General features: G+C 44.3%; 13 protein-coding genes. 8 read left to right on the forward strand and 5 right to left on the reverse strand.

The window, feature by feature from the left end; translation table 11 throughout:
• Positions 1-4 precede the first annotated feature (4 nt).
• Positions 5-604, reverse strand: a complete 600-nt coding sequence (locus tag EHO57_RS05225) for a hypothetical protein (RefSeq protein WP_135646187.1) — start codon at positions 602-604, stop codon at positions 5-7.
• Positions 605-699: 95 nt separating this feature from the next.
• Between EHO57_RS05225 and EHO57_RS05230 the strand changes: the two genes are divergently transcribed.
• A complete protein-coding gene (locus EHO57_RS05230; RefSeq protein ID WP_135646186.1) occupies positions 700-1,518 on the forward strand; it encodes a carbon-nitrogen hydrolase family protein in 819 nt (272 codons plus the stop codon).
• A 199-nt stretch (positions 1,519-1,717) separates the two neighbouring features.
• On the opposite strand, the gene EHO57_RS05235 is transcribed toward EHO57_RS05230, so the two are convergent.
• On the reverse strand, positions 1,718-3,286 hold the full coding sequence (locus EHO57_RS05235; protein ID WP_135646185.1) for an exonuclease: 1,569 nt from the start codon (positions 3,284-3,286) through the stop codon (positions 1,718-1,720).
• A gap of 241 nt (positions 3,287-3,527) precedes the next feature.
• On the opposite strand from EHO57_RS05235, the gene EHO57_RS05240 reads away from it, so the two are divergent.
• Complete coding sequence (locus EHO57_RS05240; protein WP_210410051.1) at positions 3,528-4,064, forward strand: inorganic diphosphatase; 537 nt, start codon at positions 3,528-3,530, stop codon at positions 4,062-4,064.
• A gap of 93 nt (positions 4,065-4,157) precedes the next feature.
• Here EHO57_RS05240 and EHO57_RS05245 read toward each other — a convergent pair whose 3' ends face one another.
• Together EHO57_RS05245 and EHO57_RS05250 are read right to left on the reverse strand one after the other, a co-directional pair.
• Positions 4,158-6,065 (reverse strand): 7TM diverse intracellular signaling domain-containing protein, encoded by a 1,908-nt coding sequence (locus EHO57_RS05245; protein ID WP_135646183.1) that lies wholly within the window; start codon positions 6,063-6,065, stop codon positions 4,158-4,160.
• 156 nt (positions 6,066-6,221) lie between these two features.
• Entirely contained in the window at positions 6,222-7,043 is an 822-nt protein-coding gene (locus EHO57_RS05250; RefSeq protein WP_135646182.1) for an alpha/beta fold hydrolase, read from the reverse strand.
• Positions 7,044-7,172: 129 nt separating this feature from the next.
• Between EHO57_RS05250 and EHO57_RS05255 the strand changes: the two genes are divergently transcribed.
• The 3 genes from EHO57_RS05255 (at position 7,173) to EHO57_RS05265 (ending at position 9,907) form a co-directional block, all read left to right on the forward strand.
• Positions 7,173-8,123, forward strand: a complete 951-nt coding sequence (locus EHO57_RS05255) for a helix-turn-helix transcriptional regulator (protein WP_135646386.1) — start codon at positions 7,173-7,175, stop codon at positions 8,121-8,123.
• A gap of 104 nt (positions 8,124-8,227) precedes the next feature.
• Positions 8,228-9,121 carry a sensor domain-containing diguanylate cyclase gene (locus EHO57_RS05260; RefSeq protein WP_246050534.1) on the forward strand — a complete coding sequence of 298 codons (894 nt, stop codon included), beginning with the start codon at positions 8,228-8,230 and terminating at the stop codon, positions 9,119-9,121.
• A gap of 108 nt (positions 9,122-9,229) precedes the next feature.
• On the forward strand, positions 9,230-9,907 hold the full coding sequence (locus tag EHO57_RS05265; RefSeq protein ID WP_135646180.1) for a class I SAM-dependent methyltransferase: 678 nt from the start codon (positions 9,230-9,232) through the stop codon (positions 9,905-9,907).
• Here the strand turns inward: EHO57_RS05265 and EHO57_RS05270 are convergent.
• Positions 9,894-10,424, reverse strand: a complete 531-nt coding sequence (locus EHO57_RS05270; protein WP_135646179.1) for a DUF4442 domain-containing protein — start codon at positions 10,422-10,424, stop codon at positions 9,894-9,896. The genes EHO57_RS05265 and EHO57_RS05270 overlap by 14 nt on opposite strands.
• A 399-nt stretch (positions 10,425-10,823) precedes the next feature.
• On the opposite strand from EHO57_RS05270, the gene EHO57_RS05275 reads away from it, so the two are divergent.
• The 3 genes from EHO57_RS05275 (at position 10,824) to EHO57_RS05285 (ending at position 14,751) form a co-directional block, all read left to right on the forward strand.
• On the forward strand, positions 10,824-11,549 hold the full coding sequence (locus EHO57_RS05275; protein WP_135646178.1) for an MIP/aquaporin family protein: 726 nt from the start codon (positions 10,824-10,826) through the stop codon (positions 11,547-11,549).
• 36 nt (positions 11,550-11,585) lie between these two features.
• Positions 11,586-12,551: a glycerophosphodiester phosphodiesterase gene (locus tag EHO57_RS05280; RefSeq protein WP_135646177.1), complete on the forward strand. Its 966-nt coding sequence runs from the start codon at positions 11,586-11,588 to the stop codon at positions 12,549-12,551.
• A gap of 88 nt (positions 12,552-12,639) precedes the next feature.
• Positions 12,640-14,751, forward strand: coding sequence for a SpoIIE family protein phosphatase (locus EHO57_RS05285; RefSeq protein ID WP_246050535.1), 2,112 nt, complete (start codon positions 12,640-12,642; stop codon positions 14,749-14,751).
• Position 14,752 lies beyond the last annotated feature (1 nt).

Genomic DNA, 14,752 nt, shown 5'->3' on the forward strand with positions numbered 1-14,752 from the left:
ATCTCTACTTAAAGAAAATATAAAATAGAAAGATCTTAACGAATAAGACGAGAAATCCGTCTTCCAGATCGGAGGCTTCTTCTGCCTTTTCGAAAGAAGAAAGAGCGATGGTCCATTCTTCCACTTCTTCCGCGATCTCGGAGTCGTCGAATTTGGAAAGATCGATCTTTTTATATCCGGCCTTCGGGATCTCCACGCCGCAGGCAGTGCAGAGATCCGAGATAATATCCAAGGATTCTTCCTTGATCAATGAGGAAAATTCTCCCATCTCTCTGGTTTCCATAAGAACAGTTTGGCCCAGTTCCAAAACGTCCTCCATGACTGCCTCGGATCCTTCTTCGTCTGCAAGATCTCTCCATGCACGCAATGAATCTAAGATAAGATCTGCAAGTTCCAAGACTTTCTCGGAAGCCTCTTTCTTCTTCTCCTCCGAAAGATCTTCAGGTAAACCCTGGAGCCAGGCTTTTTGAACTGCCTGTATGGCTCCTTCCCCGCTACTCAAGAATCGCAATAAAAGATACACCAGGGCCCAGGAGTTTTCTTTATGATCCAAAGATTGGTAGAAGGACTGAATGGATTTGAATTCTTTTAACGCGAAGGACATGTCTTACAAAAATTTCCGCGTAAAACGACAAGACAAGCAGAATGCGGCCAATAATTCATTTTGCAATTTCCTTCCGAATCTGAGAGACTTTACTTATGCCACGTTTTCGCGCTGCCCTCATTCAGTTAAATAGCGATTCCGACCTGGATCATAATCTAAATCGTTGCGAAACTCTTATCCGAGAAGCTTCTCAGGGAGGGGCCAAGTTGATCGGCCTTCCGGAAAATTTCTCTTATTTCGGTCCTGAAAAGGAGAAGTTGGAAAGAGCTCATGAGATTGAGGAGAAGACTAGAGAATTACTACATAGACTTTCTAAAAAGTACGAGGTGTATATTTTAGCGGGAGGTTATCCGAATCCTTCCATCAACGGAAAAGTATACAATACTGCCTCTCTCTATAGTCCGGACGGTTCGGAAAAGTTTCGCTATCATAAGATCCATCTATTCGACACAAACCCCGGAGACGGGATCGAATACAGAGAATCTAAAACCGTAGAAGCGGGAGATTCTCCTGCAGAGGTATATCACAGCCTGGAGTTAGGAAATATCTCTAGCGTTATCTGCTATGATCTTCGATTTCCGGAATTGTTCCGGAAGTTGGCAGATCAAAATGCGGAGATCATCTTTGTTCCTTCCGCATTTACGAAGGTCACCGGCCAGGCTCACTGGGAGATTTTGCTGAGAGCAAGAGCCATTGAAAACCAATGTTTCATCCTAGCCCCTGCCCAAACAGGAACGCATAGCAAAGGAAGAGAAACCTTCGGTCATTCTTTAGTGATCAATCCTTGGGGAGAGATTCTCGCTGATGGAAAAGAAGGAGAGAAGGTGGTCTTCGCAGAGATCGACTTGGAAGAATTAGAGAAGGTAAGAAAGAAGATCCCAGCGTTAAAACATAGAAGGACTTCGGTTCTATAAGAGTTCCCACAGAAATTGGCCGGATTTTTTTTACTGGAAAAACTGAGGCTTTTGTGATATAGCAACCGCGAGCTCCCACGAGCCACTCCCCCCACCCAAAGCTCAGGGTGGGGGCGCCCTTTACCTCATTCAACGCGCGGAACCGAACTTCCGTTCCGCCTTCATTCCACCCAGGTTGGGAACATTCCGATCGTATCGATTACTTTTCCAAAATGCTATCCAGTAACTCCCTGACTTCAACGATCAGTTCTTGACGAAGCTTTTTCTTGATCGTATCGATTTTCTCCTCGTACTTCAATTTTTCTCCCATGAGTCGGTAACTTATTTCTCCCAACTCCCTAAAGATCCCACTCAATATTCCGCCATTCATTCCCACAAAGAATGCAAGCCTACGATACCATGGAAACGTATGAGCTAGACAACTATAGCCTAGTGTCTTGAAATCTTCCTCAGCTCCCGGATCAGAGATAAGCGAAAGAAGTTTGTCCTTATTTTTGAACAAAAGAAGTAAAAAGCTCAAGCTAGTAAGATTATTAAAGGAATATTTAAGCGCTAACTCCCGAAGTATACTTTTAACCAAAGCACGGTCCCAAGGGCAGAGGAAAAGTTCGGGTCCTTCGGGACCGTAATATACATAGCTTAATAAGGAAGGATCCTGTTGGATCGACTTGGCCACATCGGAATCCAAGGGCAGATCCCTTCCTATTGACAATGACATATAACGTTCCAGAGTTCCTTTTCCTTCTAACACGACTTTTTTTAGGCCGTTCTCTACGGACCTTTCCCGCGCTCCCTTGATAAAAAGATCGCTCTCCAGTGATTTTTCGGTGATCACCCTTGCTAGTCTGAAAAAATCCGGATACGGACCTTCATCACCGGAGAGATGGGTCAGTTTTGCAAATTCCTCCGAAAAGATAGACTTTCGGATCATCATAGGATCCATATTTGGAATAGCTGTCTCTCCGGAAAGCACGGCCTCTCTCAATGATATCAATTGCTCCGCCAATTTAGGGTTTTCTAATACAAGCTTTGGAACCACTCTCTTTTCGTAAAGTTCCGCAACCTGTTTGAATAGAGTATCCGCGTCCTGGTCTGGAACATGAATATATCCGCAGGTAAATGTTTTCGTCAGGATCGCTTCTTCTTGTATGAAGGAATGTATCAAATTATAGTAGTCGTCGATCAATTCTCTAGAAACGAGATTTCTATGCTGGATCTTATTTAATAACTGTCTGGAAATATCGCTTACTTCGATTTTTAGATGAGGATTCACTCCTTCCGACAAGGAATAAAGGACTTCGTTCAATTCGATCCCTTTCTCGTTATTCGAAGTGATCTCAAAATTCCGGATAGCGTTTGCCGATTTTCTTACGATTTGAAAGAAGACTTCTCTAACATTCTCTAAGCCGCCTTTCTTGGACGATTTGCAGCCCAATGCCAAAAGCATTACTTCGAGTTCTCCGGTATTCTTTTGAGAATAGATGCGTGGGATCACCAGGAGCAATCCTTCGGCGACAAGCTCCTCAATCTCCGTTACAAGCCTGGGATCCAATACTCCTGGCGCTGGAATCACAGGGATCTTTCCTGTCGTTAATCCGACTACGTTACTTGACTCTCCCGCAGTCAGCAATAGTCTCTCTGCTTCCGGACTAAAATAAGGTCTTTCTCCTTCTGGAAACGAATCTTTGGATCTAAGATTGAGATACAGCGGCTTAAAAGCAGCCAGCTGTCCGAGTTCGAAATGTTTTTGATCAGGTGCGGAAGTCATAACGTTATACAAATTTTAAGACTAAAAATATATTCATAATCGTCTCAAATTGATATAAAAAAACATATTTTTGCTTTATATCATACTATGTCTCTTCAAGCTCGGATCGACAAATATTTCTAATTTATTAAAAACGAATATATTCAATAACTTATAAATCGAACACGCCTACTGCATCCTTGCGATATCGAGCATAATCTACTTGATAGTTCCCGTCCCTCCTTAGCAATATCCTGGAATGATACAGCACCCTTGGCATGAAGCAAGCCCCGGCCCGAATCCTCCTCACGAGATCCACGCACTGATAGAAATCCCTGCAGGCAGTAAAGCCAAGTTCGAGGTAGATAAGGAATCCGGTCTGATCAAATTAGATCGAGTAGTCTTCGCGTCCGTCCATTATCCCGCGCATTATGGTTTTATCCCCCAGACCTTAGGCGATGACAAAGATCCTTTAGACATTCTAGTTCTTTGCTCCCAAGGAGTTCCCCCCTTATGTTTGGTACCGGCAAGAGTGGTCGGTGTGATGAGAATGATAGATAGAGGAGAAGGTGACGAAAAGATCCTGGCGGTCGCCTCAGGAGATAGAAGTTTTGATGGGATCGAAAATGTTTCCCAACTTCCTGCGTCCTTTCGTGCGGAGCTAACCCACTTCTTCTCCGTTTATAAGCAATTAGAAAGAAAAGAAGTCAGGGTAGAAGAACCCGAAGGCCCTGAAGTCGCGAAAGAGCTCATCCTGAGAGCATTAGATTTTTATAAACAAAAATATCCTAAGAAATAATACGGGATACTTAAGACGACCCGCAGAAATAATTGAGTGCCTATCCGTTAATATGAGATGGATCGTATTGAGCGAACAAGAGGTCGAGGAAAATCATCCCACGACCTCGTATACTTCGCTGGAATTGCTTTTGCCTTTTACCCTCACCTTGCCCAGCTTCTTGAAAGAATACTTCTTACGATTCTTCAACTTTCTGTAAGTATTATCACTCAGAAGAAGATTGGCATGAAATTCTTTCGTTAGCCCTTCTATTCGAGAGGCAAGATTGACTGCGTCGGAGATCACTGTTCCGTCCATTCTTTCCTCCTCTCCGATGGTGCCGAGCATTAGTGTTCCAGTATGTAAACCGATTCCGATCTTGATCGGCTCATAATTCCGATCCGCCCTGGATTCGTTCAACGCCTCGAGCTCTCTCAACATTTCCATCGCAGCTTCCAAGGCTTGGTCGGGAAGATTCGGAAAAAGGGCCATGATACCGTCCCCAAGATATTTATCTATGAAACCGCCGTGCTTCCGAATAATGGGCCCCATTCTTCTCATATAGGAATTCAAGAAATCGAAATTATCCTTAGGGGTCATCTTTTCGGATAACTGAGTGAAAGAACGGATATCGGAAAAGAGTATGGTCATCTCTCTTTGCACCTGATCCCCCAAACCGATCTCCGTAATATCGTTCTTATTTAGGAATTTCAAGAATGCTAAAGGAACGAAGCGGCTATAGGCCTTGTTGACTTCCAATAAGTTATCCGACAATCTCTCAATATACAAGAACGCCTGGGAAAACCGGAATGATAATAGATAAGACTGTACAAAGATGAATACGAACAGGCCCAAAGGAAGATAATATCCGGTGTTGATGACCGCTTGTGCGTATAGGCTATCGTTTACCGCTGCCGCAGTAAGAGCGAGCACTCCACCCAATGCCATTAAGGATCCTTCCGCTCTGCCCCGCACCAAACGAATGAGCACTTTAAAGAACCATACTATGATAAACAAAAGTACGATTTGAAAAGGGATCAGAGTATGAGAATAAATACTCGCAGGTGTGATCACCACCATTCCGGAAACTACTAGATTGAACCAAAGACAGAATTTTCGGATCTTGGCAGAGAAGGAATGGGGGTATAACGCGTCCAAATAGTAGATGAAGAATGGCACCGCCATATAAAAGGACAAATATTCCAGCTTATTAAAGAACTCCCAGGGCAGATCCGGGAACTTTTGGATCAGGAATCTTTCTCCAGTTACAAAAATCCTGAGACAGATGCTAGCGCAGAAGGCTCCGAAATATAATCCTGTACGATCCCTTCTTCTTAAGGAGAACAAGCCGAAATGGTACAGGGCCATGATGATAATGCTACCGAACAAGAACATCTCATTGGAAACCCTGCTATCCCTGAAACTGAGTAGATCGTTCTCCGTACCGATCCTTAAAGATTCCCAGAGGCCACCCTTGTAATGATTGAAGTTAGAGACCTCCACCTGAAGGATCATCTCCTTGTTCGGCTCTCCGATCGGAATGTACAAAGGAAGATATTGAGGACGAGAAGAATTCGGATCCGTTCCTACTACACCGTTCCCTCCGATCTTTTTTCCATCCAGGTATATGGAGGCAGCCGTCCCGGCAGCTTGGAAATGGATCATCAAGCGTCCCGAATTTTTACGTGGAAGGACCTTTAACGAATAAGTCCCGTAACCGAATGCCATCAAAGGATTCATTCCAGGAAGATGTGGGATCTGGTTCCAGTTCCCTGGCACTTGAACGAGAATGGGATTTTCGGACTTTCCATCCGTTTCCGGACGAGAGATCGGCAATTTCAACCATTGGAATTTCCACTCCCCATCCAAAGGCACAATCCCGTCTTCGGCGAAATTCCAATCCTTTAGATCCAAGACTCCTTTCTCGGCTCTGGGAGCAATCTTCGGATATACCTTAGTTCCGCAGGAAAGTAAGGGAAGGATAGATACGAGTAGAATGGAAAAAAGCAAACTGCGATTCATACGGATTCGGAGAATTTGACGAAATAGCATTATATTTTCTTCCTCTTCGAAACGTGTTTCGGCCTTGGACTTGCAAAGCAGGAAGCAATATTATTGAGATTTCTTTTGGGAAAAAATCAGAAATTTGCCTATTCTTCCGGAATCTGTAAAAAAATTTCAGAGCTTTTTGAGGAAAGTCTCTAATATATGATTGAATTCCAAGGGCTGGTCCAAATGCAACCAATGCCCAGCTTCTCGAACTAAGTGGAAAGAAAAGCCCCCCTGCAATCTGTGCAAGGAGAACCGATCCTCGTTTTCGGAGATAACGATCGCAAGTTTCGGTCCTGTGTATTTTCTAAGAGAGGGGTTTGGATCGTAATCCAGCAATTCGCTCGTAATACGGACCACCATTTCCTTTGGTGCCTTACGCAAATCCTCCAAGATCCTTTTCTTCACCTTAGGAAAGGAATGAGAGAGTAACTGATCCCAATAACCGTCTACCGTTTCTCGATAAGCACTGGAATGAAGAGCCTCCTTGATCTGATTTCGGACGGTCTCCGGGACTTCCTTGGGATCTCCGTTCGTATCTACCAGAACAAGACCTGCTACTCTGCCCGGATTTTCTCCGGCATATTGGAGAGCGACACTTCCCCCCATACTATGACCGACTAACACGAATTTGGGGAGCTGGAGAGAATCCACTATCGCAGCAATGTCTTTGGCCATTGAAGCGATCCTATAGTCTCCGTCCCTAGGTGGCTCGGAGTCCCCATGCCCTCTCAGTTCGATCCGGATCACTCTTCTTTTTTGCGCCAAGAAATTCTTGGCGTCCTCCCAATGAGATGCATTGCCCGCAAAGGAATGTACGAATACGATCGGAAGACTTCCATTCCCTTCGTCCTTAAAGAATATTTTTCCGGAAGGACCGGGAACGGATTTACTGAGTATGTCCCCCTTGCACAGAATGATACCGAATGTCGAAGTTGCTAAAGTAATCATAAATAAACCCCTAATCTAGTTCAGCCCGGATCTTCTCCGAACTTTTCCTTAAAATAATTTCCACACATAAAACAGTGTAATGGATTATACATGACAAGATCTGTCATATTTATAGATTATATTCATATTATGAGAGCGGATCGGCTTTTAAATATCCTTCTTCATCTGCAGGCCAAGGGAAGGACCACTGCTAAAGAACTTTCTAAAAAGCTAGAGATCTCGGAACGAACAGTACATCGGGACATGGAGGCATTATGTAGTGCAGGGATCCCTATTTACGCCGAACGCGGGATAGGCGGAGGATGGGCCCTAAGCGAAGGATATAGGACCAATCTCACCGGTTTCAAGAAAGAAGAAGTGATCTCACTTTTATTAGTTCATTCTTCTAGGGTCTTAGAAGATCTAGGAAAGAAGAAGGATTTCGACTCCGCATTTGTCAAACTGCTCGCGGCCCTTCCTCCAGCCTACAGAAAGGATGCGGAGACTGTACGGCAAAGGATCCATATAGACGGAGCCGGTTGGAACCGAGCCATCCGAGAATTGCCTCTACTTCCCGTTCTACAAGACGCGGTCTGGGAGGAAAGAAAGCTCAAGATCATCTACGAAAAGGAAGGCAAAAGGGAACCCAGAACGATAGAACCGTACGGGTTGGTCGCAATGGATACAACTTGGTACGTTGTAGCGAAAAGGGGTCGAGAGATGAGAGTCTATCGGATTTCCAGGATCAAAGAAGCCGAAATGATCTCAGACAGATTCGAAAGACCTAAGAAATTCGATCTGGCAAAGTACTGGGAAGAATGGGTTTCCGAATTCAAGTCCAGAGTACCCAAGTACATTGTCACCCTAAGAGTCACGGAAAGCGAAGGACAGAGGATCAAAAGCCTTCCCTATGTTCGATTCAAAGAATTGCGTACGTTAGACGGCGGATTCGCCGAGATTGACATCGATATGGAAACCAGAGAATGGGCCTTGAGCCATGTCATGCATTTCGGAGAGTCCATCTATGTCCAAGAGCCTGGAGAATTAAGAGAGGCGATCATCCAGAGAGCAAAAGACATCCTCGAAATGTATCGTTCTTAATTTTAAATTAACACGATTTCGCCTCAATGATGAGTGATTTTATTTTGGACCCGTGGTAATCTTTTTCTAAGCTGTTGCTTCTAATTGCGGAGATGTCTTCGACCTTGAAAAACTACTGGATCCGAAATCTCAACTTCCTGGAAAATATGGAAGATGCGATCCTTATTGTCGACGCCAAGGGGAAGGTCCTGGACTCGAATCATTCTGCCCAAAATATGGGCCTGCTCCCCGAAAAGAATAACGTAAAGGAACGTTTTTGGTATTCCAAACTGGTAGATCAGGATCCTAAGGAACATTCCTATCTTACTATTCCACTCCCCTCCGGAAAGAAACGATTCGTATGTAGGACAATCTCCATTCTAGTAGATGAGAAGGAACCGGCAAAAGCATTCTATTTTCGGGACCTGACGGATCAGATCCTCTATCAAGCCAAGGCAAAGCGCTTCGAGTCACTCTTCAGAAGAAGAGAACTAAAGATCAGAGAATTAGAAATTCGTGATAAACTCACCGGATTATTCAATCGGATGTATACGATCGAAGCATTTCAAGCGGAAGTCCATAGAGCGGAACGAAGTGAGTCCAAGATAGGAGTCGTATATTTTGATGTGGACCGATTGAAAGCGATCAACGAGATCTACGGCACAAGCAAAGGAGACGAGTTCCTAAAGGCATTCGGAAAGATCCTGTTGGACAATTCGAGACGAAGCGACATCTCCTCCAGAGTAGCCGGCGAAGAATTCCTTTTACTTCTTCCCGGTGCGAGTAGGAATATAGTCTTGGAAAGAGCCGAAAAGATCAGAAGGTTATTCTCAGAATTCTCTATAACTGAGAAATCAAAAGCCATCCAAGCAAGCGTTTCCGTCGGAGTCGCCATGTTCCCTGAAGACGGATCGACCCAAGACATTTTATTGAAAGAAGCCCAGGCGGCACTTTCCGTAGCAAAAAAATCAGGAAGGAATAGGGTCGTCTCCACGAGCAGAGGGGATTTCGAAATTTAGATCTTCCTTCGGATCTTACTCCCTTACTCTTTCGCTTCGCTTTGCACATCAAACCAGCGCTTGCAAAAATTGATTTATCCAATTCGATCTAAGATGTCTTATGGAAGGATGGGTCATGTAGAACGTTTCGAAGGTGAAAGAGCTCAGATCTACGAGAGAAGGATAAGTAAGATGATCCCTTTCTACGATGGGATCATGGAATTGGTCGCGACCGAGTTATTGGCAATCACTCCGGAATCCGGAAATATTCTTTCAGTAGGTTGCGGAACGGGAGGAGATTTCAAGAGCCTTTTAAAGATCGCTCCCGAAAGATTTTCCATCACTGGAATAGACCCTTCTCCTGAAATGATAGAGCAAGCAGTTCGAAAATATAAGGAAATCCATTTCGAATGCAAAACGGTAGATCAACTTCCTCTCGATCCCAAATTCCATTCTGCCACTTTATTATTGGTCCTTCATTTTATAGAAGATGACGGTGGAAAACTTTCCCTCTTAAAGGAGATCTATGATCGATTGAGGCCCGGAGGAAGTCTGATCCTATTCGACCTTTTCAAATCCATGCCGGAAGAAGATGACACTCTTCATTCCTACGTTAGATCCTATCTTTTGCAATTCAAAGGCTGGGAAGAAGAAGCCTTAACACAATATCTGAAAAGATTCTACGAATTGCATAGGATCCCGGAATCCAGATATCTGGAACTTTTTAAGGAAGCCGGTTTCTCCCGGGTCCAAAGAAAATTCCAGGCGTTTCATGTAGGAGGATGGATGGCGACTAAGAAGGCTTAAAGGAAGAAGTCATATTCTTGGACGCTAACTTCTTCTCATAAAATTCCTTAGAAGCGGCATAGATCGTCTTTTCAAAGGTGGCATAGACTTTTCCTTCTTCATCCTCGTATTTTACGGGAAGATCGAATACTATTTCACCTTTTTCTAATATTCCTTGTCTTGTTCTTTCGATCAATTCTTCAGTGATCAGGAATTTGGCCTTTACCTTGCCCACGATGGGCCTTACGAATTTTACCTTGGCAGCCTTGTCCCAGACCACATATTCCGGACCGAGGATCCACATCATGAGCAACATGAAATAAGGATCTACAGAGCTATAAATGCTTCCTCCATAAATCGTTCCAACACGGTTCAGTGTTCGAAGATTCTTTTTCAAGCCCACATGCAGCTCTTTATAGTCGGAAGAGATGAACTGGATCTTTCCTCCGGTACACCAAATACAAGGCCAGTAATTCAAGCGCAGCCTAAGCCACCAGGTGGAGAGTGATTCCTTTTTATCCGTCTTATATAGTTTCATAACAAAACCGTGCAATGATCCGCTTCGAAGTCTTAAAAGCAGCCCAGCGTTTCATTCCGAACTGAGCAAGAATTTTTTCAGGATATTCCGATGATCGCTTCCGTACTTCTTACTCAGAATGTTTTGCAATTCGGTTTCGTTCCTTACGGATTGCTCCCCTTCCAAACCGAAAGAACGTGCGCGAAGGAATAAGCCGAAATGGCCAAGGAAATTGACGCAGAAAGTCCCGCGATGCCTAATCCAATGGGGGGGACCGCAGAATACCAAGGGAAGCGTATGATAAATCCGTTTTTCGTATTTCTTAGGATCTCGTTTTAAGCTTGCCCTGGTTCCCACTCCATTCGATCATCCTTCAGCGAGTTTTAGCACTAAGACCGAAAATATGAGGCAAGATCGAGAATGTTATCCCCCTTCTTCGGAGAACTTTTAGGGACCTTTACGCTTATCCTTTTAGGCGACGGAGTAGTCGCAGGCGTATTATTAGAAAAATCTAAAGCAAAGGATTCCGGATGGATGGTGATCACTTCCGCCTGGGCCTTTGCAGTCATCATTGGGGTCTTCGTTGCCAAGGCATTCGGAAGTCCGGATGCTCACTTAAATCCTGCGATCACTTTAGGATTCGCAGTACAATCCGGAAACTATTCTAAAATCTTAACATACATTCCTGCGCAATTGTTAGGGGCCTTTCTGGGCGCATCCGCAGTTTATATGCATTATCTTCCGCATTGGAAGGAAACTAAGGACAAGGGAAAGATCCTTGCTGTCTTTTCTACGGATCCCGCGATAAAACATAGGAGTTCAAATTTCATCAGTGAATTTTTAGGGACCTTCGTTTTAGTGCTTGGGGTTTACTCCATCTTCTCTCCTCAGATCACGGACCTAACAACTCCTATGGGGATCCTTTCCGTAGGGATCCTAGTCTGGGCCATAGGACTTTCTATGGGAGGAACAACTGGCTATGCGATCAATCCTGCGAGAGATCTAGGTCCCAGACTCGCTCATTCTATTTTACCGATCCCTAATAAAGGTCCATCCGGTTGGGAATACGCCTGGCTTCCGGTCCTTGCTCCGCTTGCAGGAGGAGTCGTAGGCGGATTTTTATTAAAAGTATTTTTTGGATCGTAATACAGGATGATCTTAGATCGAATACACTGGAAACACATGAAACTTTTCTTTCTCAAAACATTCAGCCTGATCCTCGCCGCTTTTCTTTTTTACTGTGGAGGAGATCAAATCCGCAATCAACCTATGGACGGAACATTGGATTCCCAAGGGCACAGAGGAGCGAGAGGTCTAAAACCGGAAAATACTTGGCCCGCTTTCGAAGAGGCTCTGCAACACGGGATGACCACTTTAGAGCTGGACACCGTTCTAACTAAAGATCAAAAAATCGTAATACATCACGACTCGAACACAAATCCTGCGATTTGCACTAAGAAAGACGGCACTGAGATCTCTTCAGTCTCCCTGTATGATCTGACTCTGGCAGAGCTGAAACAATTGGATTGCGGCTCTAAGAAGAATATTAACTTCCCGGAACAGGCTTCCGTCCCAGGCACAGAACTCATCACTCTCGGCGAATTCTTCGATAAGATCAAAACCTGGGAAAGAACAGGAAAACGTCCTAAACTTCCCAAATTCAATATTGAGACCAAGTTCCCAAATGATGAGAATTCGAACGTGTCTCCCGAGATCTTAGAAGCTCACGTAAGTCTTCTTTTAAAAACGATAGAGGCGGCAGGCATGGTAGATAGAAGTACTGTGCAATCCTTCTATCTTCCCGCATTGAGCATAGCTAAGAAGAAGAATCCGAGGATCAAGACCTCCGCATTATTCTCTCTTACTTATCCGCAAGGGATGGCGATGAAATTAGGGTTCGGAGACTCCCGAAGACATGCAGTTTTGGAAAAAACCAAAGAGTTGAAAGCGGATATTATCTCGCCTTATTTTCTGTATGTTTCCCATGATTTCGTGACACAAGCGCATTCATTAGGAATTCGTGTTATACCTTGGACGGTAAACGATCCGGAAGAAATGAGAAGACTGATACGTGTCGGAGTAGACGGGATTATTAGCGACTATCCGGATCGACTGAATTCGGTTTTAAAAGAGACTGTGACTCCCTGATTTCGGTCCAATTCCGGATTAAAAGTTTGAATTCTTTGTGTTTTTACGGAGGAATTTCTCCATTCATCTCCGCAAAGAGGATGCTCGGTTGTCGGATAATCCTAAAAAATATTCGACAACTCGATCGGATTTTCTATGCTACCAGGCTGTGAGACGACCTCTTACAGCTTTTGCGATTCTACTAACGTGCATTTGCACTAGTCCTATATTCGCTTCTCCCATCCAGAACGGAGTGATTTCCGTTTCCGAAAGATCACTGAAGGAAAATCCGGAAGCGATTTCTCTGGAAGGAGATTGGCAATTCGCATACGGAGAATTTGTAGATCCCAAAGAGACGGCTAAATTCAAGAGCTGGGAGATCCTGCCCATCCCTCATTCGTGGCAGGGAAGACAAAGTGGTGATAAGGTCCTTCCAAGAGAAGGTGCAGCAACATTACGTTTAGTCCTAAAATTCCCTGCAGAAGATATTGGAAAGGAGATCGGCCTATTTCTTCCTGACTTCGCATCCGCATATAAATTATATTACAATGGCAAGTTGCTCTATTCATCAGGAAGCCCAAGTTTTCGAGCAGAGACGGAGATCGCAAAGATCAAGCCTGTGTATCTGCCCTTGCGAATAGAGAAAGAAGAGACTGAATTACTTCTTCATGGCTCGAATTGGATCAATAATTTCGGTGGATTTTGGCAGGTCCCCAAGATCGGGACCGTAGCCGAGATCAATCAGGAAAAGCTCATCAGCCAAGTCAGAGAGTCCTTTCTCTTTGGCGGACTCCTTATGATAGGGCTTTATCATATCGGTTTATTCTTATTTAGAAGAAGGGAGAAGTCTGCCTTATACTTTGCATTGTTTGCGTTCCTTCTCGCATTGAGAAACGTGTTAGTAGGAAGTCGCTTAGTCTTGGACCTATTCCCGAACTTTCCTTGGGAATCGCTCTTTCGTTTAGAATTCTTTTCCTTTTATACTTCCGTTCCTATATTCTTACTATTCCATCGTTCTTTATTCCCCAAAGACACTCATGCGGTAGTCGTTTACGGGGCTTGGGTGCTCGCGATCGGATACGATATTACCCTTTTATTAAACGTTTCCTTCTTTACCACACTGCTTGCCCCGTTCCAGATCGTTGCCGGGATCCTAGTCATCTATGTCTTGGTCACTGCCTGCATCGGGGTATGGAGAAAAAGAGAGGATTCTTTCTTATTCTTAGCAGGTTTCTTTACTCTCGGCTCAACTGTCGTAACGGATCTTCTATTGGATCGCTTGAATATCAGAGGAGTGAATACTTCTCCGTACGGTCTGTTGATCTTCACTATGTTCCAATCGCTCATCCTTTCTCGCAGGATCGCAAGAGCCTTCCGTAAATCGGAAGTGCTGAGCGAGAACCTAAAGATCACAAACAGCGCACTGAATATCCTAAAAGATAATTTGGAAGTCATGGTACGAGAAAAGACTTCCGAGCTAAATCATTCCTTGGAAAGGATCCGAAAGGATCTATTGGTCGCACAACGGATCCAGATGAAACTCTTTCCGGAGAATTCGGAGTCCTATAAAGAATTAAAGTACGCAGTAAAATATCTTCCAAGAGATGAGGTAGGTGGAGACTTCTACGACATATTCGAAATCTCTCCCGGAGTATATCGGATCTTCCTCGCGGATGCCACAGGACACGGAGTGCAAGCAGCGCTTGTAACCATGGCGATCAAGGCCGAATACGAAGGAATTAAATTCGGAGCCAAGGACCCGGGCTTCTGTTTGGATCTTCTGGACGATAAGTTCCAGAGAAAGTTCTCTTCTTTAGGTACGATCTTTTCTTCCATCATCGTAGATATTTATGCTAGAGAGAATCGATTGGTCTATGCATCCGCAGGACATCCGGATCAGGTCTTATTCACTTCCTCCGAAGCCCTTACCTTAAGAAGGACAGGTGCGATCGTCGGCTTAAGGAACAATAAGACTTACGAAAATGTGGAGAAAGTCTTCTATAGTGGAGACAGGATCTTTCTTTTCTCGGATGGAGTATTCGAACAATTCAATTCCCAAAGAGAAGCCTGGGGAGAGGCCAGATTGAGATCTAGGCTCTCCGAATTATCGAAAGAGCCGATAGAACATATCCCAGATCTCGTAATCAATGATATCAAAACCTGGCTGGGAAATTCTCAGCCCCAAGATGATATTAGCCTGATCGCAGTAGAAAGGGTCTAGA

It is taken from the genome of Leptospira langatensis (assembly GCF_004770615.1).
GTDB classification, from domain to species: Bacteria; Spirochaetota; Leptospiria; order Leptospirales; family Leptospiraceae; genus Leptospira_B; species Leptospira_B langatensis.